The sequence below is a fragment of the Streptomyces sp. NRRL S-920 genome (assembly GCF_000717945.1).
Lineage (GTDB): Bacteria > Actinomycetota > Actinomycetes > Streptomycetales > Streptomycetaceae > Streptomyces > Streptomyces alboniger.
Map to the genome: position 1 here is coordinate 39016 of NZ_JODF01000042.1, position 22956 is coordinate 61971.

16 protein-coding genes are annotated in these 22956 nt (G+C 71.2%); 8 read left to right on the forward strand and 8 right to left on the reverse strand.

What is annotated here, in order from left to right:
• Positions 1–472 precede the first annotated feature (472 nt).
• From IG54_RS0126165 to IG54_RS0126185, 5 genes are read left to right on the forward strand one after another with little or no spacing between them, the layout of a single operon-like run.
• Positions 473–3484: a nitrate- and nitrite sensing domain-containing protein gene (locus tag IG54_RS0126165; RefSeq protein ID WP_030789313.1), complete on the forward strand. Its 3012-nt coding sequence runs from the start codon at positions 473–475 to the stop codon at positions 3482–3484.
• Positions 3481–3921, forward strand: coding sequence for a roadblock/LC7 domain-containing protein (locus IG54_RS0126170; protein WP_030789315.1), 441 nt, complete (start codon positions 3481–3483; stop codon positions 3919–3921). Before IG54_RS0126165 ends, IG54_RS0126170 begins: the two co-directional genes overlap by 4 nt.
• 9 nt (positions 3922–3930) lie before the next feature.
• On the forward strand, positions 3931–4401 hold the full coding sequence (locus IG54_RS0126175) for a DUF742 domain-containing protein (protein ID WP_234336351.1): 471 nt from the start codon (positions 3931–3933) through the stop codon (positions 4399–4401).
• Between the two features lie 25 nt (positions 4402–4426).
• Complete coding sequence (locus tag IG54_RS0126180) at positions 4427–8077, forward strand: hydantoinase B/oxoprolinase family protein (protein ID WP_030789319.1); 3651 nt, start codon at positions 4427–4429, stop codon at positions 8075–8077.
• Positions 8058–8663 carry a GTP-binding protein gene (locus tag IG54_RS0126185; protein ID WP_030789321.1) on the forward strand — a complete coding sequence of 202 codons (606 nt, stop codon included), beginning with the start codon at positions 8058–8060 and terminating at the stop codon, positions 8661–8663. The genes IG54_RS0126180 and IG54_RS0126185 overlap by 20 nt, the downstream gene beginning before the upstream one ends.
• 66 nt (positions 8664–8729) lie before the next feature.
• Here the strand turns inward: IG54_RS0126185 and glpK are convergent, their stop codons facing one another.
• The 5 genes from glpK to IG54_RS0126210 all read right to left on the reverse strand — a co-directional run bounded on the left by glpK (position 8730) and on the right by IG54_RS0126210 (position 13994).
• Positions 8730–10250, reverse strand: coding sequence for a glycerol kinase GlpK (glpK, locus tag IG54_RS0126190; RefSeq protein ID WP_030789323.1), 1521 nt, complete (start codon positions 10248–10250; stop codon positions 8730–8732).
• Positions 10251–10272: 22 nt separating this feature from the next.
• Positions 10273–11028, reverse strand: coding sequence for an MIP/aquaporin family protein (locus tag IG54_RS0126195; RefSeq protein WP_030789325.1), 756 nt, complete (start codon positions 11026–11028; stop codon positions 10273–10275).
• Positions 11029–11390: 362 nt separating this feature from the next.
• A complete protein-coding gene (locus IG54_RS0126200; protein WP_030789327.1) occupies positions 11391–12581 on the reverse strand; it encodes a lipid-transfer protein in 1191 nt (396 codons plus the stop codon).
• Positions 12578–13024 (reverse strand): Zn-ribbon domain-containing OB-fold protein, encoded by a 447-nt coding sequence (locus IG54_RS0126205; RefSeq protein WP_030789329.1) that lies wholly within the window; start codon positions 13022–13024, stop codon positions 12578–12580. The genes IG54_RS0126200 and IG54_RS0126205 overlap by 4 nt, the downstream gene beginning before the upstream one ends.
• Before the next feature lie 163 nt (positions 13025–13187).
• Positions 13188–13994, reverse strand: coding sequence for a M15 family metallopeptidase (locus IG54_RS0126210; protein ID WP_030789331.1), 807 nt, complete (start codon positions 13992–13994; stop codon positions 13188–13190).
• Between the two features lie 73 nt (positions 13995–14067).
• On the opposite strand from IG54_RS0126210, the gene IG54_RS0126215 reads away from it, so the two are divergent.
• Positions 14068–14601: an NUDIX domain-containing protein gene (locus tag IG54_RS0126215; protein ID WP_030789333.1), complete on the forward strand. Its 534-nt coding sequence runs from the start codon at positions 14068–14070 to the stop codon at positions 14599–14601.
• Positions 14602–14751: 150 nt separating this feature from the next.
• On the opposite strand, the gene IG54_RS0126220 is transcribed toward IG54_RS0126215, so the two are convergent.
• Positions 14752–17106: a glycoside hydrolase family 31 protein gene (locus tag IG54_RS0126220; protein ID WP_030789335.1), complete on the reverse strand. Its 2355-nt coding sequence runs from the start codon at positions 17104–17106 to the stop codon at positions 14752–14754.
• Positions 17107–17322: 216 nt separating this feature from the next.
• Here IG54_RS0126220 and IG54_RS0126225 point away from each other — a divergent pair, with 216 nt between their 5' ends.
• Together IG54_RS0126225 and IG54_RS0126230 are read left to right on the forward strand one after the other, a co-directional pair.
• On the forward strand, positions 17323–19317 hold the full coding sequence (locus IG54_RS0126225; RefSeq protein ID WP_030789339.1) for an acetoacetate--CoA ligase: 1995 nt from the start codon (positions 17323–17325) through the stop codon (positions 19315–19317).
• A gap of 85 nt (positions 19318–19402) precedes the next feature.
• Entirely contained in the window at positions 19403–20296 is an 894-nt protein-coding gene (locus IG54_RS0126230) for a hypothetical protein (RefSeq protein WP_030789341.1), read from the forward strand.
• Positions 20297–20356: 60 nt separating this feature from the next.
• Here IG54_RS0126230 and ptsP read toward each other — a convergent pair whose 3' ends face one another.
• Together ptsP and IG54_RS0126240 are read right to left on the reverse strand one after the other, a co-directional pair.
• On the reverse strand, positions 20357–22027 hold the full coding sequence (gene ptsP, locus IG54_RS0126235) for a phosphoenolpyruvate--protein phosphotransferase (protein WP_030789343.1): 1671 nt from the start codon (positions 22025–22027) through the stop codon (positions 20357–20359).
• A gap of 77 nt (positions 22028–22104) precedes the next feature.
• On the reverse strand, positions 22105–22554 hold the full coding sequence (locus IG54_RS0126240; RefSeq protein ID WP_030789345.1) for a PTS sugar transporter subunit IIA: 450 nt from the start codon (positions 22552–22554) through the stop codon (positions 22105–22107).
• Between the last annotated feature and the right edge of the window lie 402 nt (positions 22555–22956).

Genomic DNA, 22956 nt, shown 5'->3' on the forward strand with positions numbered 1-22956 from the left:
GTCACTCCCCCGCCGCTCCGCGGCCGTTCACGAACACCCTCTGGCACCCCCTGGGGACACCCTTTGTCCAACTCACCTGCGGCTGCCCGTCACCTGTGGCTGCCCGGTTTACCGCCCTTTATGCCGCCCGCCCCACGGCGCGCCCCCTGGACCGAGGGCCTTCACCGCCTCACCCCGACCGACGAACGGGAGATCCGAAAGATTCCCGTCCCGCTTCCTCGAAGCGAAGAGATCCGGCCAACTGGCGTATGCGGCACGGGTGATGGGGCCGGGGTGCATGCGCCACATGCTGGGACGCAATCTCCCGTAATGAAGGGACAACTAGGGGCGTCTCTTTCGCGTCACGGCCGAAAAGCGTTCGGTTGGGCCTTCGAGTTGTCCATGGGTCAGTAGTAGGCTCGCGCCGTTTGTTGACGCACATGTGTGCCCCTGGCCCGTGCAACGGCCGCAGGGGGCCGATCTGGGGGAGGCCATGCGCTTTCGCGGGAAGTCCATCCGCCGGAAGATCGTGGCGCTGCTGCTCGTGCCGCTGGTTTCCCTCACCGCGATCTGGGGTTTCGCCACCGTCATCACCGGACGCGAGGCCGGCAGACTGCTCGACGCCACCACCGTCGTGGACAAGATCGGCTACCCGATCGAGGACACCGTCCGCGTGGTCCAGCAGGAGCGCCGCCAGACCCTCGTCTACCTCGCCGACCCCCGGGCATCCGACGCCCTCGCGGCCCTGCGCCGCAGCCGCGACGCGACCGACGACATGATCGCCGAGGTCCGTAAGAACGCCGGGGACCCGGACGTCCGCGACAGCGTCGACGGCAACTCGCGCAAGCGCCTCACCTCACTCCTCGATGCCTTCGACGGCATCGACTCACTGCGCCGCACGGTCGAGGAGGGCACGATCACCCGCGCCGGCGCCCTGAAGATGTACACGAAGCTGATCGACCCCTGCTTCGTACTCCTCACCACCCTCAACGGCTTCGCGGGCCTCGACGACGTGGACCTCGACGAGCAGGGCCGCGCACTCGTCGGCGTGACACGCGCGCGTGAACTGCTCTCCCGCGAGGACGCCCTGCTCGGCTCCGCGCTCGTCGCACGGCGCGTCACCCGGGCCGAGATCCGCCAGGTCGCCGAACTCAGGGCGCAGCGCACCCTTCTGTACGAAGTGAACCTCGCGCCCCTGCCCGAGGAGGACCGCGGCCGCTACGAGCGCTATTGGAACGGCGCCGAGACCACACAGCTGCGCAGGGCGGAGAAGGACGTCATCGAGTCCGCGCCCGGCACCCCGCGCGCGGTGACGTCCGGACACTGGAACGACACCGCGGGCCGGGTCCTCAAGCAGCTCGCCGAGCGCGACGTCGAAGCGAGCGACCGCCTCAGGGACCGCGTCGAACCGGCCGCCGTCGACGTGATCGTGCGCGCCGTCCTGGCCGGCGTCCTCGGCCTGCTCGCGCTGCTGGTCTCCCTCTTCATGTCCATACGCATCGGACGCGGCCTCATCCGCGACCTGCGCCGTCTGCGACTCGAGGCCCACGAGGCATCCGGCGTCCGACTGCCCGGCGTACTGCGCCGACTGGCGGCCGGCGAACAGGTCGACGTGGAGACCGAGGCGCCCCGGCTCACCTACGACAAGGACGAGATCGGGCAGGTCGGGCAGGCCCTCAACACCCTCCAGCGCGCCGCGGTCGAGGCCACCGTCAAACAGGCCGACCTGCGCCGCGGCGTCTCCGAGGTCTTCGTCAACCTCGCCCGCCGCAGCCAGGTCCTGCTGCACAAGCAGCTCACGCTCCTGGACACCATGGAGCGCAGGACCGAGGACACCGACGAACTGGCCGACCTCTTCCGCCTCGACCACCTGACCACCCGCATGCGACGGCACGCCGAGGGCCTGGTGATCCTCTCCGGAGCCGCCCCCTCGCGGCAGTGGCGCAAGCCCGTCCAGCTCATGGACGTCGTACGCGCCGCCGTCGCCGAGGTCGAGGACTACGAACGCATCGAGGTACGCCGCCTGCCCCGCATCGCGGTCACCGGCCCCGCCGTCGCCGACCTCACCCATCTGATGGCCGAACTCCTGGAGAACGCCACGGTGTTCTCGCCCCCGCACACCGCCGTGCAGGTGCTGGGTGAGCACGTCGCCAACGGCTTCACCCTGGAGATCCACGACCGGGGGCTCGGCATGGCCGCCGACGCGCTCCTGGACGCCAACCTACGGCTCGCGGAGACCCCCGAGTTCGAGCTGTCCGACACCGACAGGCTCGGCCTCTTCGTCGTCAGCAGGCTCGCGCAACGCCAGCGGGTCCGCGTCTCCCTGCAACCCTCTCCGTACGGCGGCACGACCGCCGTCGTCTTCATCCCCGAGGCCCTGCTCACCGACGACGTCCCCGACACCGGCGGTGTCGGTTTCCGCCTCGACCGGCAGCAGGGCAAGGACCACCCGGTGCGCACCGACAAGGCGGCGGACCGCGCGGCGGCCCTGGCCCAGGTGCCCGTGCAACTGCCCGGACTGCCCGCCTCCGTGCTCGACGGCCCCGTGGAGCTGGAGGCGCCCGTCGGCCTCGCCGACCTCGACGCCTTCCCCGGCGCGCTCGGCGACGACGACAGCGAGCAGGGCGGTCTCTTCCGCCCCCGCCGCCGCGTCACCGGCACCCCCGGCGAGCAGCACCAGCAGGCCCGCGACGACCGCGAGGCCGGCCGCGCCGAGCCCACCCGCCGAGACGCGCCGCAGGCCCGCCCCGACGACGACCCGGCCGAGGACGCCCGGTCCGGCGGACTCGTGCCGCTGCCGCGCCGCGGGGCCCCCAAGCTGGTCAGCTCGCACGGCCGCCCCGTGCCGCGCCCCAGGTCGCAGGACAGGCCCCTGGCCCCGGCGGCCGAGGACGAGTTTCCGGAGCCCACACAGCCCCGCAGGCGCTCCGGCTGGCCCGATCTGTCCCCGCCGCACCGGGACGTCACCGCCGCCGACGCGGCCCCGGAGCTGCCCCGCCGCACCCGCCGTACAGGCCCCCAGGGCGGCGCCGCCCCGGACCGCGTCAGCCAACGGCGCGGGCCCGCCCGCACCGGCCCGGACGGCATCGGCCAGGAACGCGGCCCCGCCCGCACCGCCCCGGACGGCATCAGCCAGGAACGCGATCCCGCCCGCACCGGCCAGGGCCGCACCACTCCGTCCGGAGCCGTGCCCGGCCCCCGCCCCGCCCCGGCGCCCTCCGCGGACGCCGGCCGCGACCGCACCACCACCACCACGACCGCCCTGGGCGGCGGACTGCCCCGCCGGGTCCGGCAGGCCAGCCTCGCCCCCCAGTTGAAGGACGGCCCCGACCGCCGCTCCGACCGTGCCGGGAGCCGGCCGGAGGAGCGTGACGCGGACGAGGTACGCAGCCGCATGGCCTCGCTTCAGCGGGGCTGGCAGCGCGGCCGCGACGAGAACGCCGCGGGCGACGACGCCACGGGCGGCACAGCACCAGGAACGACATCTGAGGGGAACGGTCGATGACCGCACCGAAGGCCGACGCACGCACCGCCACGACCGGGGGGCAGGGTGAGCTGAACTGGCTCCTCGACGACCTGGTGCAGCGCGTCGCCAGCATCCGCAAGGCACTCGTACTCTCCGGGGACGGCCTGCCCACCGGCGTGTCCAAGGACCTGACGAGGGAGGACAGCGAGCACCTCGCCGCCGTCGCCTCCGGGTTCCACAGCCTCGCCAAGGGCGTGGGCCGGCACTTCGAGGCGGGCCGGGTCCGCCAGACCGTGGTCGAACTGGACGACGCGTTCCTCTTCGTCACGGCCGCGGGCGACGGCAGCTGCCTCGCCGTCCTGTCCGACGCCGACTCCGATGTCGGCCTCGTGGCGTACGAGATGACACTGCTGGTCAAGAGGGTGGGTGTGCATCTGGGTACGGCACCACGCACGGACCTGCCCGCGGGAGGGTAGTGGGAGGTCATGAGCGACGAAGGTCGAGGGACGCACAGGACGCAGGCACGGCGGGGGATACCCGCGACACCCGGGACGGCAGGGGCAGCGGGGCCACAGGAGACGCCCCGCTGGTTCGACGACGACGCAGGCCCCGTGGTGCGCCCGTACGCCATGACGCGCGGTCGCACCACCAGCCCCGCCCAGCACCGCCTCGACCTGATCGCGGTCGTCATCGCCGAGCCCGGGGCCGCCGACGCCCCGGACGCGGACCAGACGCTGTCCCCGGAGCACGTCGACATCGTCGAGCTGTGCCGCGACACGCCGCAATCCGTCGCCGAACTGGCGGCTGAACTCGATCTGCCCATCGGCGTGATCCGCGTTCTCATCGGGGACCTGGTGGACGACGAACTGGTGCATGTGACGCGTCCCGTGCCCCCCGCCGAGCTACCGGACGAGAGTATTCTGCGCGACGTGATCAGCGGCCTCCGGGCGCTCTGAACAGCGCGGAAGCGGGAGTGTGGACGTGACTGGCTGGCAGTTCTGGGTCGACAGGGGCGGCACCTTCACGGACATCGTCGCGCGCGGCCCCGACGGCCGGCTCCTCACGCACAAGCTCCTGTCGGACAACCCGGGCCGCTACCGCGACGCGGCTGTCGCGGGCATCCGCGAACTGCTCGACCGCACGGGCGGCGCCGAGGACGCGACCGTCGACGCCGTCCGCATGGGCACCACCGTCGCCACCAACGCCCTCCTGGAGCGCAAGGGCGAGCCCACCGCCCTGGTCATCACCCGCGGCTTCGGCGACGCCCTGCGCATCGCCTACCAGAACCGGCCGCGGATCTTCGCCCGCGAGATCGTCCTCCCCGAACTCCTCTACGAACGTGTCATCGAGGTCGACGAGCGCGTCACCGCCGACGGCGAGGTCCTGCGCGCCCCCGACCTGGACGGCCTGAGCGGGGCCTTACAGAAGGCGTACGACGACGGGATCCGCTCCCTGGCCGTCGTCTGCGTGCACAGCCACCTCCACCCCGCCCACGAACGGGCCATCGGCGAACTCGCCACCCGCACCGGCTTCCCGCAGGTCTCGCTCTCCAGCGAGGTCAGCCCCCTCATGAAGCTCGTCCCGCGCGGAGACACCGCGGTCGTGGACGCCTATCTCTCGCCGGTCCTGCGCCGCTACGTCCAGCACGTCGCCGATGAACTCCACGGCGTACGGCTCCTGTTCATGCAGTCGAACGGCGGGCTCACCGAAGCGGGCCAGTTCCGCGGCAAGGACGCCATCCTGTCCGGCCCGGCAGGCGGCATCGTCGGCATGGCCCGCATGTCGCGGCTCGCCGGATTCGACCGCGTCATCGGCTTCGACATGGGCGGCACGTCGACGGACGTCTCGCACTACGCGGGTGAGTACGAGCGCGTCTTCACCACGCGGATCGCCGGGGTCCGCCTGCGCGCCCCCATGCTGGACATCCACACCGTCGCCGCGGGCGGCGGTTCCGTGCTCCACTTCGACGGCAGCCGCTACCGCGTGGGGCCGGACTCGGCGGGCGCCGATCCCGGCCCCGCGAGCTACCGGGGCGGCGGCCCGCTCACCGTGACCGACGCCAACATCGCCCTCGGCCGTGTCCAGCCCGCCCACTTCCCCGCGGTGTTCGGCCCGGACGGTGACCAGCCCCTGGACGAGGCGCTCGTACGCGACCGCTTCGCCGCCCTCGCCCGCGAGATCCACGACGCGACGGGTGACGAGCGCACGCCCGAGCAGGTCGCCGAGGGCTATCTGAGCATCGCCGTCGCCAACATCGCGGGCGCCGTCAAGCGCATCTCGGTCCAGAAGGGCCACGACGTCACGCGCTACGCCCTCACCACGTTCGGCGGGGCGGGCGGCCAGCACGCGTGCATGGTCGCCGACTCGCTCGGTATCAGAACCGTGCTCGTCCCCCCGATGGCCGGCGTCCTCTCCGCCCTCGGCATCGGCCTGGCCGACATCACGTCGATGCGGGAACAGTCCGTGGAAACCCCCTTGGACGCCGCCGCCATGCCGCACATCCGCAAGACCGCGGACGACCTGGAGAACACCGCACGCGCCGAACTCCTGGCCGAGGACGTGCCCCTCGACCGCGTACGCGTCACGCGCCGCGCCCAACTGCGCTATGACGGCACCGACACCGCCCTCACCGTGGAACTCACGGAGCCGGACACCATGATCCGCGCCTTCGAGGACCGCCACCGCGCCACCTACTCCTTCACCCTGGACCGCCCCGTCGTCGTGGAGGCCCTCTCCGTGGAGGCCACCGGGCTCACCGAGCCGCCCGACCTCTCCACCCTCGCCGGCCAGGTGACAGCCGGCGCCCCGCGGAGCGTCCGGCTGCACACCGGGGGCGCCTGGCGCGACGTACTCCTGCACCGCCGCGAACAACTGCCCCCCGGGGACATCGTCACCGGGCCCGCGATCATCACCGAGGCAGGCGCGACGACCGTCGTGGACGACGGCTGGCAGGCGGTCACAACGGACACCGGACACCTGCTCATGGATCGTGTCGCGGAGCCGGAGAGTTCCAGCGCGAGCACCGCCGCCGACCCCGTCCTCCTCGAAGTCTTCAACAACCTCTTCATGTCCATCGCCGAACAGATGGGCGCCCGCCTGGAGTCCACCGCCCAGTCGGTGAACATCAAGGAGCGGCTCGACTTCTCGTGCGCCCTGTTCGACCCCGACGGCAACCTCGTCGCCAACGCCCCGCACATCCCCGTCCACCTGGGGTCGATGGGCACGAGCGTGAAGGAGGTCATCGAACGCCGCGGCAGCGCTATGCGGCCCGGCGATACCTACGCCGTCAACGACCCGTACCACGGCGGCACCCACCTGCCCGACGTCACGGTCATCACGCCGGTCTTCGAGCACGCCACCACGACGAAACCTCCGAAGATCCTCTTCTATGTGGCCTCGCGCGGCCACCACGCCGAGATCGGCGGCATCGCCCCGGGCTCCATGCCCGCCGACAGCCGCACCGTCGCCGAGGAGGGCATCCTCTTCGACAACTGGCTTCTTGTAGAAGAGGGCCGCTTCCGCGAGGCCGAGACCCGGCGCCTGCTCACCGACGCCCCCTACCCCTCCCGTAACCCCGATACCAACCTCGCCGACCTGCGCGCCCAGATCGCGGCCAACCAGAAGGGCGTCGACGAAGTCGCCCGGATGATCGACAACTTCGGACTCGACATCGTCCAGGCGTATATGAAACACGTCCAGGACAACGCCGAAGAATCCGTCCGCCGCGTCATCGACGTCCTTGAAGAGGGCGAGTTCGCTTATCAAACCGACTCGGGTGCCACCCTCCACGTCCGCGTCACCGTGGACCGCGAAGAACGCTCCGCGACCGTCGACTTCACCGGTACGTCCCCTCAGCTCGCCACGAACTTCAACGCACCCTTCGCGGTCGTCAACGCGGCGGTCCTGTACGTCTTCCGCACCCTTGTCGACGACGACATCCCGCTCAACGACGGCTGCTTGCGCCCCCTGCGCATCATCGTGCCGCCCGGCTCCCTGCTCGCCCCCGAGCCGCCCGCGGCGGTCGTCGCGGGGAACGTGGAGACCTCCCAGGCCATCACGGGCGCGCTCTACGCCGCCCTCGGCGTGCAGGCCGAGGGCTCGGGCACGATGAACAACGTCACCTTCGGCAACGCCCGTCACCAGTACTACGAGACGGTGGCCTCCGGCTCCGGAGCGGGCGACGGCTTCGCGGGGGCATCCGTCGTACAGACCCACATGACCAACTCGCGCCTCACCGACCCCGAGGTCCTGGAGTGGCGGCTGCCCGTCATCCTGGAGGAGTTCGCCGTGCGGCGCGGCAGCGGCGGCAGCGGGAGGTGGCGCGGCGGCGACGGGGCAGTGCGCCGCATCCGCTTCCGTGAGTCGATGACGGTGTCGACCCTGGCCCAGCACCGCAGGGTCCCGCCGTACGGCATGGCGGGCGGCGCCCCCGGCGCACTCGGCGCGGGCCGGGTGGAGCGAGCGGACGGCACCGTGACGGAGCTGGGCGGCAGCGACTCGGCCGACCTGGGCCCCGACGACGTACTCGTGATCGAAACCCCCGGCGGCGGCGGATACGGACCGGCCCCCCGCGACACCACTGATGCAGGTACTGATCCAGGAGAAGTGAGCGATGATCTTCAGGCGTTCTGAGCGCGGCAAGGCCCCCGTCGAGCCGGTCACGCTGAAGATCCTGGTGGCGGGAGGCTTCGGCGTCGGCAAGACGACCCTGGTCGGCGCGGTCAGCGAGATCAGGCCGCTGCGCACGGAGGAGGCCCTCAGCGAGGCGGGGCGCCCCTTCGACGACACCCGCGGCGTCGCGGGCAAGCACACCACCACAGTGGCGATGGACTTCGGCCGCATCACCCTGCGCGAGGACCTGGTCCTGTACCTCTTCGGCACTCCCGGCCAGGACCGCTTCTGGTTCCTCTGGGACGAACTGGCGACGGGGGCGCTCGGCGCCGTGGTCCTCGCCGACACCCGGCGCCTTGAGGACTGCTTCGCCGCCGTCGACTACTTCGAGCGGCGCTCCATACCTTTCGTGGTGGGCGTCAACTGCTTCGAAGGCGCTTCCCGTTACCCCGCCGACGCCGTCCGCCAGGCGCTCGACCTCGACGAGTCGGTGCCCGTCGTGTTGTGCGACGCGCGCGACCGCGAGTCCGTCAAGGACGTCCTCATCGGCGTCGTCGAACACGCGATGCAGGCGGCCGCCGCGGCCAGGGAGCCCGCGACCACCTGACCGGCGCGTGCGCCGGTACGGCCCGTACCCCCGCCGACCGGGGTACGGGCCGCGGCTCCGCTCGGCTCAGCCCTCGCCGTCCTCCAGCCAGCCGAAGCTCCGCTCCACCGCCTTGTGCCAGTTGTGGAACTCCTTGTCGCGCGTGGCCGCGTCCATCCGCGGCGACCACTCGACGTCCTGCTGCCAGTGCGCCTTCAGCTCATCGAGGTCGTTCCACACACCGGTCGCGAGCCCGGCCGCGTACGCCGCGCCCAGGCAGGTCGTCTCGGAGACCTTAGGCCGGATCACCGGCACCCCGAGGACATCCGCCTGATGCTGCATCAGCAGATTGTTCTTGGTCATGCCGCCGTCCACCTTGAGGGTCGTGATCGGCACCCCCGAGTCCTGGTACATGGCGTCGACGACCTCACGGGTCTGCCAACTGGTGGCCTCCAGGACCGCGCGCGCCAGGTGCGCCTTGGTGACGTACCGGGTGAGCCCGGTGACGACGCCGCGCGCGTCCGAACGCCAGTACGGCGCGTACAGACCGGAGAACGCCGGCACGATGTACGCCCCGCCGTTGTCGTCCACGCTCGCTGCGAGGGTCTCGATCTCGTCCGCGCTGCGGATGATGCCGAGCTGGTCGCGGAACCACTGCACCAGGGCGCCGGTGATCGCGATGGACCCCTCCAGGCAGTACACGGGCGCCTCGGAGCCGATCTTGTATCCCATGGTCGTGAGCAGCCCGTTCTTCGAGGGCACGGGCCGGTTGCCGGTGTTGAGCAGCAGGAAGCTGCCCGTTCCGTAGGTGTTCTTGGCGGTCCCCGTGTCGTAGCAGGCCTGCCCGAACACGGCCGCCTGCTGGTCGCCGAGCGCGGACGCGACGGGCACTCCGGAGAGCTGCCCCACCGCCGTGCCGTACACCTCCGACGACGACCTGATCTCCGGCAGGACGGCCTCGGGGATGTTCATCGCCGACAGGATCGACGGGTCCCACTGGAGCGTCTGGAGGTTCATCAGCATGGTGCGGCCCGCGTTGGTGACGTCGGTGACGTGCTTGCCGCCGTCGGTGCCGCCCGTGAGGTTCCAGATCAGCCAGGAGTCGATGGTCCCGAAGGCGATCTCACCCCGCTCGGCGCGCGCCCTGAGCCCCGGCACGTTGTCGAGCAGCCAGGCGGCCTTGGGCCCGGAGAAGTAGCTCGCGAGCGGCAGCCCGGTCTGCTCGCGGAAACGGTCCTGCCCGTCCGTGCCGCCCAGGTCGTTGCAGAGTGCCGACGTGCGGGTGTCCTGCCAGACGATGGCGTTGTGCACGGGCTTGCCCGTGGCGCGGTCCCACAGGACCGTCGTCTCGCGCTGGTTGGTGATGCCGAGCGCGCTCACCTGGTCGGCACGCAGGCCGGCCTTGGCGATCGCCCCCGCGACCACCGCCTGCACCTTGGACCAGATCTCGGTGGCGTCGTGCTCCACCCAGCCGGGCTTGGGGAAGATCTGGCGGTGCTCGCGCTGGTCCACGGCGACGATCGCGCCGTCGCGGTCGAAGATGATGCAGCGGCTCGAGGTGGTGCCCTGGTCGATCGCGGCGACGAATTTCTCGGAGCTGTCCGGCATGGCTACCCCTTGATGAGACGACTCAGAAGGCTGCGTTGTAGATGAGGCCCGCGAGGGCTCCGCCGATCAGCGGTCCGGCCACCGGAATCCAGGCGTAACTCCAGTCGGACGTACCCTTGTTGGGGATCGGCAGGAACGCGTGCACGATGCGTGGGCCGAGGTCGCGCGCGGGGTTGATGGCGTAGCCCGTGGGGCCGCCCAGGGAGAGCCCGATGCCGACGACGAGGAACGCCACGATCAGCGTCTGCGTACCGGACTCGCCGAGCCCCTCGGTGAGCCCGAAGGCGAGGATCGGCAGCACCAGCGCGAGGGTCGCGATGACCTCCGTGATGAGGTTGGCGACCGGGTTCCTGATCTCCGGGATGGTGGAGAAGATGCCGAGCGTCGGCGTCGGCTCGTGCGCGCTGGTCACCTTGTCCTTGACGCTGCGCGTGACATTGGCGTTGAACTGCGCGAGATACACGAGGTACGCGAGGACGGCGCCGAGCATCGCGCCGACCATCTGGCCAAGCAGATAGACCCACACCTCGCCCCAGTCGCCGGTGTCGATGGCGATGCCGAGCGTGACGGCGGGATTGAGGTGGCCCCCGGAGAGCGGGCCCGCGGTGTACGCGCCCGCGAGCACCCCGAAACCCCACCCGAAGGCGATGACGACCCATCCGGAGGCCTTCGCCTTCGAGTGGCTGAGCGTGACGGCGGCGCACACACCGGCGCCGAGCAGAATCAGAATCGCGGTGCCGATGACCTCACCGACGAAGATGTCCCCATTTGAGTACATGGCGGCTCCTAGGCCCTCCCCCGGGGCGGTGCGCCCCGGTACTCCGTGCAGGGTGCGTTTCCACGACTACTGGCGGAATGCGCCCGCCTGGTGCAGCCGAGGGCAGGGAGTCTCCCGCGCCCCGCCTGGCGCCCATGACGAGCGTGCCGTGGCAGTCGTATCGCCCATGGGGGATGACCCGTTGACCAGGCCCTTCGCAGGGGCCTTTGCAGCGCGCAGAGGCTCTGCGCGCGCGTGGAGCCGAGGTGCGGCGACGCCGACTGACACCCGGAAGTGTTCACCGGTGGTGATGGAGCGTCAAGGTCGCGGACGGCACTGCTTAACCGGTGTGGCGCCTTCCTCCGGAGCGCCCCCGAAGTGGATCAGTGGACCGCGACGACCGATGAGCCGTGGCCGAAAAGGCCCTGGTTCGCGGTGACCCCCACGCGCGCGCCCGCCACCTGCCGGGCCCCTGCCGCCCCCCTCAACTGCCAGGTTATCTCGCACACTTGGGCGATCGCCTGCGCCGGCACGGCCTCTCCGAAGGAGGCGAGCCCGCCACTGGTGTTCACCGGCACCCGGCCGCCCGCGGACGTCGCCCCGTCGTGCAGCAGCTTGGCTCCCTCGCCCTCGGCGCAGAGCCCCAGATCCTCGTACCACTGGAGTTCGAGAGCGGTGGACAGGTCGTACACCTCCGCCAGGGATACGTCCTCGGGGCCTATGCCCGCCTCTTCGTACGCCGCACGCGCGATGGACGCACGGAACGTCCCGTCGGCCGGGGCCACGGCCGACGCGGAGTCCGTGGCGATGTCGGGCAGGTCCAGCACCGTCGTCGGATAGGTCGGCGTCACCGTGGACACCGCGCGGATGCGCACCGGATCCGGCGCGCCGTGCCGCCGCGCGAACTCCATGCTGGAGAGCACGAGGGCCGCGGCCCCGTCGGAGGTGGCGCAGATGTCGAGCAGCCGCAGCGGGTCGGCGACGACGGCGGAGGCGGCCACCTCCTCGGCGGTGACGGCCTTGCGGTACCGGGCGTTGGTGTTGAGCACGCCCGCCGCCGCGTTCTTCACCTTGACCTGGGCGAAGTCCTCCAGGGTGTCCCCGTGCACGGCCATCCGGCGGCGTGCGTAGAGCCCGAAGTACGCGGGGTTGGTCGCCCCGAGGACGCGGAACCGCAGCCAGTCGGGGTCATCGGGCCGGTCCCCGCCGGCGGGCCGGAAGAACCCCTTGGGTGCCGCGTCGGCACCGACCACCAGGACCACGTCGGCCAGCCCCGCGAGGATCTGCGCACGCGCGGCGGCGATGGCCTGGGCGCCGGACGCGCACGCCGCGTACACGCTCGCGACCCGCGCTCCCTGCCAGCCGAGCGCCCTGGCGAACGTGGCCCCGGCGACGAAGCCGGGATAGCCGCCCCGGACCGTGTCCGCGCCGACGATCGAGCCCACGTCACGCCAGTCGACCCCGGCGTCCGCGAGGGCCTCGCGCGCCGCCACCACGCCGTACTCCACGAAGCCGCGCCCCCACTTGCCCCAGGGGTGCATGCCCGCACCGAGCACCGCCACCTCACCGCTCATGCGCTCACCCCCACGGGCCGCCAGTGCCATGTGGTCCACGTCGTCTCGCCGTCCTCGTCGAGCACCCCGGGGACGACCTCGACCTCCATGCCGACCTCCAGGTCGCGGACCGAGACGCCGGGAGCCCCCTGGCCCAGCACCACCATGCGCTCCGCCTCCAGCTCCACAGCGATCAACGTGTAGGGCTGCCAGGGGAGTTCCGGATCGGAGGCATAGGGCGCGGGCGGGCGATAGCGTCCGTCGGTGTACGACCAGACGCGCCCGCGCCGCGACAGCGCCACCTCGACCAGTGCGCCGCCCTCGCATCCGGGGTTGCGGCAGAAGCCGTCCTCACGCGGGAAGAAGACACACGTACACGCCGAACAGCGCGTGCCCAGAAGGCGGAAGCTCTCCCCCTCCCCGGCGAACCAGTCGGCCACTACAGGGGTGCGTGTACGAGACAAGGCTCCTCCATGGGCGCGGGCTCCGCCGAACCTGACGGCCTGTCAGAAGTGTGCCACGGGCAACCGGATTTCGTCAGAGGGAGCAAAAGTCGGAGACTACGGAGAGCGCGACCGGGGCCGACGGGGGTGGCCCCGGTCGCACTCCGAGGGCACGATCCGTCCGTCAGTGGCCCGCCAGCGACCTCCGGGACACCGGGAAGTCGAAGTAGGTGTCGGGAAACAGCTCGGGCTTGTGCGTGAAGTGCCACCACTCCTCGGGCAGATTGACGAAGCCCTCCTTGGCCAGCGCCCCCCTCAGGAGCTCGCGGTGGGCCCGCTGCTTCCCCGTGACGCGCGGATCATCCGTGTGCGACAGCGTGTCGAAGCAGTCGAACCCCGTCCCCATGTCCACGGAGTTGTCCGGGAAACGCTCACCCCGCGGGCCGTAACAGGGCGTCAGCGGCTCCCCGGGGACGTAGGGACGCGTCGGCACCGCCGGAAGCTTCACGACGGTCAGATCCACCGTGGAACCCCGGCTGTGCCCGGACTTCTCCGCGATGTAGCCGTCCGCGAACAACCGCGTCTTGTCGACACGGGGATAGAACTCCGCCTTCATGCGCGCGTCACCGAGATCCTCGGCCCAGCGCACGAAGTGGTCCACGGCCCGCTGCGGCCGGTAGCAGTCGTACACCTTCAGGGAGTAGCCCTTGCGCAACAGCCCGCGCTGCGCCTTGCGCAGTGCCTTCGCGGCGGGTTCGGTAAGGATGCACATCGGCTTCTTGTAGCCGTCGATGGGCTCGCCCACGAAGTTGTGCGGCGTGACGTACCGGATCTCCTGGATGATCGTCGGGTCGACGTCACGCAACGCCACGAACTCCTCGGGAGCCTTCGGCTCGGGCTTCGCGTGCGCGGGGGAGGGGGCGCCCACCACCGCCAGCAGGGCGGCGGCGGAGACGGCGAGTTTCCGTAGAGCGGGGGCAAAAGCTGTCATGCTCCCTGCGTCTATCAGGATCACCGCCCACCAGGGAAGACCGACGCCGCGGAGATCGGATACAGTCCGCGGCGTGTCCGCATCCCCACACCTCGCCAACTCCGCCCCGGGCTCCCACTGTTCGAGCTGCGGAGCGTCCTACGAAGACCAGCCTTCCGCCGGGCCCCGCACCTGCGCCGCCTGCGGAGCCGTGGCCTACCGCAACCCGCTCCCCGTAGCGGTGGCCCTCCAGCCCGTCTACGACACACAAGGCACCGGCCTGGTCGTCGTGACCCGCAGCATCGCTCCCGCCCCCGGAGGCATCGCCCTCCCCGGCGGCTTCATCGACGACAGGGAGGACTGGCGGCACGCGGTCGTACGCGAACTCAAGGAGGAGACCGGCATCGGCGCCCAGAGCCGCGATGTGCGCCTCATCGACGCGCTGAGCGCCCCCGACGGCTACCTCCTGCTCCTCGGCCTCCTCCCCGAACGCCCTGCCGCCGACCTGCCGGCCTCCGCGTCGACGGACGAGACCGAAGGCTGGCACGTGCTGCGCCGCCCCGAAGAACTCGCCTTCCCGCTGCACACCCTGGCGGCACGCGCGTGGTTCGAGGGCCGCTACATCTGACCCACGCCACCGCCCCGGCCGCCCCCCGGCCGGGGCCCCGAGAGGGCTTCCACTGGCGGCCGCTCGGACGCCACCGGGGCAGGCCCGCTCAGCAACACCGGAGCGAGACGTCCAGCGGCCCTCCAGAGGCCGCGGCGAGCCCCGTGGCCCTCACCCGGTGAGCCCCCGCACCCGCACCGGCCACCGCACGGCCCCGCCCCCGTCTCTCTCGACGACCACACGCCCCCCGCTCCACCGCGTGGTGAACCGCTCGACCTCCGGCTCCTCCCACCCGTCACCGGCATCGGCGATCACCGGGCCCCCGCCCGTACGCCCCACCGCCGGGGCCCACACCTCCAGCTCAAGGGCCCCATCGCGCCCCCGCACGGGCAGTACCGCGCCCGCCCGCGCGAGTACGGGAACGCGCGACAACGGCGCGTCCAGGAGCACCTGCCCAGGCCCCTCGTACGCCTCCTCGGTCGCCGTGTCGTACCAGCGCCCCGGCGGCAGCCGTACCAACCGCTCCCGCACCCCGCTCTCCAGCACCGGCGCCACCAGCAAGGAGTCCCCGAGCAAGAACGCGTCCTCACAGTCGCGCAGCGCCCTGTCCTCCGGGCTGCCCCACCACACGGGCCGCACATACGGCGCACCCGTGCGCCTGGCCAGCTGGGCGAGCGTCACGAAGTACGGCAGCAACCGCCTGCGCTCGACGAGCGCCACGCGCGCGTGCCCCAGCACCTCCGCACCGAACTCCCAGGGCTCGCGCCGCCCCGCGTCGATCGCCGCATGCGTACGGAACAGCGGCAGATACGAACCGAGTTGGAACCAGCGCAGATACAGCTCCGGAGAGGGACTGCCGTCGAACCCGCCCACATCGGGACCCGAATACGGCACACCGCACAGCCCGAGCCCCAACACCAGCGACAGCGACGCCCGCAACCCGGGCCAGTTCGAGGTCACATCGCCGGACCACGTCCCTCCGTAGCGCTGCATCCCCGCCCACCCGGAACGCGAGAACAAGAAGGGCCGCTCCTCGGGGAGCAGTTCACGCAACCCCTCGTACCCGGCACGGGCCATCGCCAGCCCGTATACGTTGTGAGCCTCCCGGTGGTCGCCGCCACGCCCCTCCAGACAGTGCCGCGCCGAACGGGGTAGCGTCGCCTCACCGAACGCCGCGAACGACACCGGCTCGTTCATGTCGTGCCAGAACCCCGCGAAACCCTGGTCGAGCCGCTCCTCGTACCGGCGGCCCCACCACTCCCGCGTGCGGGGGTCGGTGAAATCCGGATACACCGCCTCACCGGGCCACACGACACCGCGCACTAGCCGCCCCGCCGCGTCCCGCACAAAAGCGTCGACCGCCGCCCCACTGTCGTACAGCTCGACGCCCGCCTCGGCCTTCACCCCCGGATCCACGATCGACACGAGCCGGATTCCCTCCCGGCGCAACTCGTCCGCGAACTGCGGCAGTTTCGGGAAGCGCTCCTTGTCGACGGTGAACACCTGATGCGCTTCGTAGTGATCGATGTCCAGATGGACGGCATCCAGGGGCAGGCCGTGCTCCCGATAGCCCGCGACGATCCGCCGCACCTCCTCCTCGCTGCCGAACCCCCACCGCGCGTGATGGTGCCCGAGCGCCCACGCGGGCGGCACCGCGGGGGGACCCGTCAACGCCGCCCAGGTGTGCAGCACGCGCGCGGGAGTGCCGACCATCGCCCAGCACCGCAGCGGACCCCCCTCCATCCGCACCTCGCACGAGCCGGCCCGGTCGTGGCCCGACCCCGCTCCCTCCTCGCCCTCACGCACCGAGACCTCGCCCTCCCACGTGTTGTCGTGGAAGACCAGATGCGTACCGGCGTCGGACACCACCATCTGCACCGGCATGGTGATGTACAGCGGATCGTCCCCGGGCCCGAAGGACCCCCCGGGATCGGTGTTCCACAGCCGGTACGTCCCCCTCCGCAGCCGGGGCCCACGAGCACGCCCACCGAGCCCGAAGAGCCGCGCGTCCGCCGGCACCTCCGACCGCTGCACCCAGCGCGCCGCGCCTCCCTCGGCAGGCTCCCACCAGCGCGGCGGCAGATCACGCCGCAGCATCACACCGCCGGGCGTGCGCAGCTCGACGGCGCCCTGACGCGACACCACCACCGTCGCGCGCTCCGACACCACCCGCCAGCCGCCTTCCTTGTCGGGCTCCAGGACCGCCCGCGGGTCCGGCTCAGGACTCCCGCACCACAGCGCGTACGAGGGCTCGGGCTCCGCACCGTCCCACCCCCAGAAGACCGCCCCACCGGCCGTCACCCGCACCCGCAGCGCCGAGCGGGCGAACCGCACCACCCCACCACCGGGCCCCGGCTCCACTCCCGCCACAGGACCGGGCACCCTGGCACGCTCGGCACGCCGAGGAGCCAGCCCCACCGCGTCGGCCCGCCACCTGCGCCAGGAGGAACGCACCGTGCGCAACCCCTGCGCCGTGCCCACCATGCCCACCGCTTTCACCGAACGCACCAGGTCACGACCGTTCATGCTGCTCACCCTGCCACCGAAAACGCCGCACGTGTGGTCCGTTCAACTGCCGTTCACCTGGGGCTACGACACATCACCACCGGGCCCGCTGTGTGGGGCACACCCTGGTGCGGAAGTCGATCACATGGCATCGTCCCTAGCAGCCGTGTCCACGCGCACACCCAGCACGTGCGCACTTCCGCACGCATACGACGCGTACAGTCCGGGAGCCGCCCCATGACGTCCTCAGCGAACCCTGCGCCGCTCTGGCAGCCGAGCCCGGAGAGGATCGCCGAAGCGCAGATCACACGGTTCCAGGCCTGGGCCGCCGAGCACTACGGCGCCCCGGCCGAGGGCGGCTACGAAACGCTGCACCACTGGTCGGTGACCGAACTCGAAACGTTCTGGAAGGCCATCACCGACTGGTTCGACGTCGAGTTCTCCACGCCCTACGCGCGCGTGCTGGGCGAGCGCTCGATGCCAGGAGCCCAGTGGTTCCTGGGAGCGACCCTCAACTACGCGCAGCACGCGCTACGCGCCGCCGACGACCCCACGCGCGCGGACGCCCCCGCCCTCCTCCATGTCGACGAGAGCCACGACCCACGGCCGGTCACCTGGACCGAGCTGCGCCGCCAAGTAGGCTCCCTGACCGCGGAGCTGCGCACCCTGGGGGTACGCCCGGGAGACCGCGTCAGCGGATACCTGCCGAACATCCCCCAAGCCGTCGTCGCCCTCCTCGCCACCGCCGCCGTCGGAGCCGTCTGGACCTCCTGCGCCCCCGACTTCGGCGCCCGCAGCGTCCTGGACCGCTTCCAGCAGGTCGAGCCCGTCGTACTCTTCACCGTCGACGGCTACCGCTACGGCGGCAAGGAACACGACCGCCGCGAGACCGTCGCCGAACTCCGCTCCGAACTGCCCACCCTCCGCGCGGTCGTCCACATCCCGCTGCTCGGCACCGACGCCCCCGAAGGCGCCCTGGAATGGTCGGCCCTCACCTCGGCCGACATCGCGCCCGTCTACGAAGCGGTGCCCTTCGACCACCCCCTGTGGGTGCTGTACTCCTCCGGCACCACCGGCCTGCCCAAGGCGATCGTCCAGTCCCAAGGGGGCATCCTCGTCGAGCACCTCAAGCAGCTCGGCCTGCACTGCGACCTCGGCCCCGACGACCGCTTCTTCTGGTACACCTCGACCGGCTGGATGATGTGGAACTTCCTCGTCTCCGGCCTCCTGACGGGCACCACGATCGTCCTGTACGACGGCAGCCCCGGCTACCCCGACACCGCCGCCCAGTGGCGCATCGCCGAACGCACCGGCGCCACCCTCTACGGCACCTCCGCCGCGTACGTCATGGCCTGCCGCAAGGCGGACGTCCACCCGGCCCGCGACTTCGACCTCTCCCGCGTCACATGCGTCGCGACCACCGGTTCCCCGCTGCCCCCCGACGGCTTCCGCTGGCTGCACGACGAATTCGCCGAGAGCCCGGCCACCCCCGGCGGCCTGTGGATGGCATCGGTCAGCGGCGGCACGGACGTCTGCTCCTGCTTCGCCGGCGCCGTACCCACCCTCCCCGTCCACATCGGCGAACTCCAGGCACCCTGCCTCGGCACGGACCTCCAGTCCTGGGACCCCCAGGGCAAACCCCTCACCGACGAGGTCGGCGAACTCGTCGTCACCAACCCCATGCCGTCCATGCCCATCCACTTCTGGAACGACCAGGACGGCACCCGCTACCACGACAGCTACTTCGACACCTATCCCGGCGTCTGGCGCCACGGCGACTGGATCACCCTCACCTCACGCGGCTCGGTGATCATCCACGGCCGCTCCGACTCCACGCTCAACCGCCAAGGCGTCCGCACGGGCTCCGCCGACATCTACGAAGCCGTCGAGCGCCTGCCCGAAATCCGTGAGTCCCTCGTCATCGGCGTCGAACAACCGGACGGCGGCTACTGGATGCCGCTCTTCGTCCACCTCGCCCCCGGCGCGGTCCTCGACGACGCCCTGCGGGACCGCATCAAGCGGACCATCCGCGAGCAGCTGTCTCCGCGCCACGTCCCCGACGAGATCATCGAGGTCCCCGGCGTCCCGCACACCCTCACCGGCAAGCGCATCGAGGTCCCGGTGAAGCGCCTCCTCCAAGGCACCCCGCTGAACAAGGCGGTCAACCCCGGCTCGGTCGACAACCTCGACCTCCTCGGCTTCTACGAGAACCTCTTCCGCGAGCGCTCCTGACCCCCCATCCCCGCAGCTCAGCGCCCGTTGTCAGTGCCCCTGGTTACTCTGAGTGAGCATTGATCGACCGAGCGCAGGGGGAATCATGGCGCACACCCGACCCGACACGATGCGACGCGCCTTGCGCCGCGAAGTCGCCGGAATCATCGGCCTGCTGGCCGACGAGGAGGACTTCGCGGCGATGCGTCGCTACCGCACCTTCACCTTCGACGACCACGAGACATACCTCCAGCAGGTCGAATCCCTGCTCAGGACCCTCGCTTCCCAAGGCAGGCACACCACGATCGCCCTCTTCGACCCCGAGGAGTACGAGGCGTACTGCGAGGACACGGGCCTCGACCCCGACACTCCGAGCAGCCGCACCCGCTTCACCGCCGAACTGGCATCGGACGGCCCCACGCTTCCCTACGAGGGCCAGCCCCTCGCCGATCTCCTGCCCGACCTCGTCGACGAGGCGGTCCGAAAGGCCACCTGGGAGTACGCGACGACGGTGCTCGCCCGCACCGGGACCTGCGCGACCTGCGGCGAGGACCTCGGACGAGCAGCGTTCGCCCGCGCCTCCGAACTGATCACCCGAGCCCTCGACGCCCCGGGTCCCGGCACCCGGCACCTGGTGTGCAGCGTGCCCGCCGACGCAGAGACCCTCCTCGCCGCCCTGCACGTGGAAGTCGACGCCGACGGCACCGCGCTGCTCGACGAGACCGAGGCCCTGGAATTCGCCACGGTCCTCGCCGTCGGCATCGCCACCCACCGCGCGGTGGGCATGGTGCTGCGCTCCAGCGCGGACGGCGCCCGCGATCGCGTCCAGGGCTGGCGCATGGACGGCGGCCTGCTCAAGCCCCTCACCGCGGCCGAGGTCTTCGACGCGTACTGCACCGACGCCATCTCGGGGGACCTCGTCGCCCCGGAATCCGGCGTGGACTACTGCGCGGCGCCCCACCTCGAGGGCGACGACCAGGAAAGGGGCCACACCCACTGAACGCCCCGAGGGGCGCCCCACCACATCGGCGGGACGCCCCTCGGAACAACGACCGTACGGCTACTCGCCGGACAGCACGGCCTGCGCGGCCTTGCGGGCCTCCTCGGCCGTGTCCGCGGCACGGGCCGCCGACGCGGCACGCTCGCACTGGGCAAGCGTGTACTTGCCGAGCGTCGCCCGCACGTAAGGAATCGACGCGGCACCCATCGACAGAGAGGTGACACCCAGACCGGTCAGCACACAGGCGAGCAGCGGGTCCGACGCCGCCTCGCCACACACGCCACAGCTCTTGCCCTCGGCCCTCGCCGCCTCGGCGGACAGCGAGACCAGGTCGAGCAGCGCGGGCTGCCACGGGTCCTGGAGCCGGGACACGGCACCCACCTGCCGGTCGGCGGCGAACGCGTACTGCGCGAGGTCGTTGGTGCCCAGCGAGAGGAACTCGACCTCCTGAAGGATCGAGCGCGCACGCAGAGCGGCCGACGGGATCTCGACCATCGCGCCGAACTTCGCCTGCAACCCGGCCTCGCGGCACGCGTCCGCGAACGCCCGGGCATCGGTGCGGTCCGCGACCATCGGAGCCATGACCTCGAGGTAGACCGGCAGCCCCTCGGCGGCCTTGGCCAGCGCGGTCAGCTGCGTCCGCAGCACCTCCGGGTGGTCGAGCAGCGTCCGCAGGCCCCGCACGCCGAGCGCCGGGTTCGGCTCGTCGCCCGGCGTCAGGAAGTCCAGCGGCTTGTCGGCACCGGCGTCCAGCACGCGTACGACGACACGACCCTCGGGGAAGGCCTCGAGCACCTTGCGGTACGCCTCGACCTGCTTCTCCTCGGACGGCGCCTTGGTGCTGTCGTCCAGGAAGAGGAACTCGGTACGGAACAGGCCGACGCCCTCGGCACCCGCCTCGACGGCAGCGGGTACGTCGGCGGGGCCGCCGACGTTGGCGAGGAGCGGCACCTTGTGCCCGTCGGACGTCGCACCGGGCCCGGTCGACGCCGCCAGCGCCGCCTTGCGCTCGGCAGCGGCGGCCTCCAGCTGCTCCCGCTTCTCGACACTCGGGTCGACGAAGATCTCACCGGTGCTGCCGTCGACGGCCACGACAGTGCCCTCGGCAAGCTCCCCGGCACCCGGCAGCGCGACCACGGCCGGCACGCCCAGCGCACGGGCGAGAATCGCGCTGTGGCTGGTGGGCCCGCCTTCCTCGGTGACGAAGCCGAGGACCAGAGCCGGGTCGAGCAGCGCGGTGTCCGCGGGCGCCAGGTCCCGCGCGATCAGTACGTACGGCTCGTCGCTGTCGGGGACGCCCGGCATCGGAACGCCCAGCAGCCGCGCGACGATACGATTCCGCACGTCGTCGAGGTCCGCCACGCGGCCGGCCATGTACTCACCGGCACCGGCCAGCAGTTCGCGGTAGTGGGAGAACGCGTCGTAGATGGCGCGCTCGGCCGTGCTGCCGACGGTGACGCGACGGTCGACGTCGGACATCAGCTCCGGGTCCTGGGCGATCATGGCCTGCGCCTCGAGCACCGCCTGCGCCTCGCCACCGGCCAGATTGCCGCGCGCAATCAGGTCGGCCGCCACAGCTTCCACGGCCTGGCGGGCGCGCCCCTGTTCGCGCTCCGCCTCCTCCGCGGGAATCTGCTTGGCCGGCGGCTCGAGAACCGCCGTGCCCATGTGCCGAACCTCGCCGATCGCCACACCGTGGCTCACACCGACGCCTCGCAGCGTTGTCTCCATCTCACCCGTCTCCGATAGTGCGGCGGACCCGGCCGCCGCGATGGTTGTCCTACCTGCCGTCAACGACGGCGATGACGTCACTTCCAGCCGAAGAGCGCGTCGCCGGCCTTCACGTCGCCGTCCTCGACCAACTCGGAGAGAGACTCGGCCGTGGCCTCGAGCGCCACGACAGGGCACACCGGGGACTTGCCGGCCGCCTCGACGGCGGCCGGGTCCCAGCGCACCACGGACTGGCCGCGCTGCACGGTGTCACCCTTGTTGACGAGCAGCTCGAAGCCCTCGCCATTCAGCTGAACGGTGTCGATGCCAAGATGCGTCAGGACGCCGTGACCCTGATCGTCGACCACTACGAACGCGTGGGGGTGCAGAGAGACGACGATGCCGTCCACGGGCGAGACGGCGACGGAGGCCTCACGCACGGGATCGATGGCCGTGCCAGGGCCGACCATGGCACCTGAGAACACGGGATCCGGTACTGCGGAGAGCCCAATGGCGCGTCCGGCGAGCGGGGACGAAACACTGGTCATGGCATGCCTCCCAGGGGGTGGAGATGTGTAGCCGCCGTCGCTACCTGTCCTGGACGACGCACTGCTCAGAAGCGTAAGTCATAAGAAGTCCCGGTTCCGCACGAGAGATCCCGGTTGACGGACGTAGGAGCACAGCACAAACGATTTGCGCCTGCCCGGCAGCAGAGGTAGAGTCGGAACCTGCCTGAGGCCGTGGGACGCAGCCAAGCGTCCTGGCTCGGCGACCTCCTTCACGATCAGATCGTATCCCTGAGTCTGGTTCCGCATGTTCGCGGTGACCGTGGTCAGAGAGTCGAATGAGACCTGATAAAGTCGGAGCCGCCGGAAAGGGAAACGCGAAAGCCGAAAGGCTGGAGCGGGAACCGGAAAGGCACCGAGGAAATCGGACACGAAAGAGTCTGA

Bases quoted from the DNA above. Each gene is read 5' to 3' on its own strand.
- IG54_RS0126165 (WP_030789313.1), top strand. From the start codon at position 473: ATGCGCTTTCGCGGGAAGTCCATCCGCCGGAAGATCGTGGCGCTGCTG.
- IG54_RS0126170 (WP_030789315.1), top strand. From the start codon at position 3,481: ATGACCGCACCGAAGGCCGACGCACGCACCGCCACGACCGGGGGGCAG.
- IG54_RS0126175 (WP_234336351.1), top strand. From the start codon at position 3,931: ATGAGCGACGAAGGTCGAGGGACGCACAGGACGCAGGCACGGCGGGGG.
- IG54_RS0126185 (WP_030789321.1), top strand. From the start codon at position 8,058: ATGATCTTCAGGCGTTCTGAGCGCGGCAAGGCCCCCGTCGAGCCGGTC.
- glpK (WP_030789323.1), bottom strand. From the start codon at position 10,250: ATGCCGGACAGCTCCGAGAAATTCGTCGCCGCGATCGACCAGGGCACC.
- IG54_RS0126195 (WP_030789325.1), bottom strand. From the start codon at position 11,028: ATGTACTCAAATGGGGACATCTTCGTCGGTGAGGTCATCGGCACCGCG.
- IG54_RS0126200 (WP_030789327.1), bottom strand. From the start codon at position 12,581: ATGAGCGGTGAGGTGGCGGTGCTCGGTGCGGGCATGCACCCCTGGGGC.
- IG54_RS0126210 (WP_030789331.1), bottom strand. From the start codon at position 13,994: ATGACAGCTTTTGCCCCCGCTCTACGGAAACTCGCCGTCTCCGCCGCC.
- IG54_RS0126220 (WP_030789335.1), bottom strand. From the start codon at position 17,106: ATGAACGGTCGTGACCTGGTGCGTTCGGTGAAAGCGGTGGGCATGGTG.
- IG54_RS0126225 (WP_030789339.1), top strand. From the start codon at position 17,323: ATGACGTCCTCAGCGAACCCTGCGCCGCTCTGGCAGCCGAGCCCGGAG.
- IG54_RS0126230 (WP_030789341.1), top strand. From the start codon at position 19,403: ATGGCGCACACCCGACCCGACACGATGCGACGCGCCTTGCGCCGCGAA.
- ptsP (WP_030789343.1), bottom strand. From the start codon at position 22,027: ATGGAGACAACGCTGCGAGGCGTCGGTGTGAGCCACGGTGTGGCGATC.
- IG54_RS0126240 (WP_030789345.1), bottom strand. From the start codon at position 22,554: ATGACCAGTGTTTCGTCCCCGCTCGCCGGACGCGCCATTGGGCTCTCC.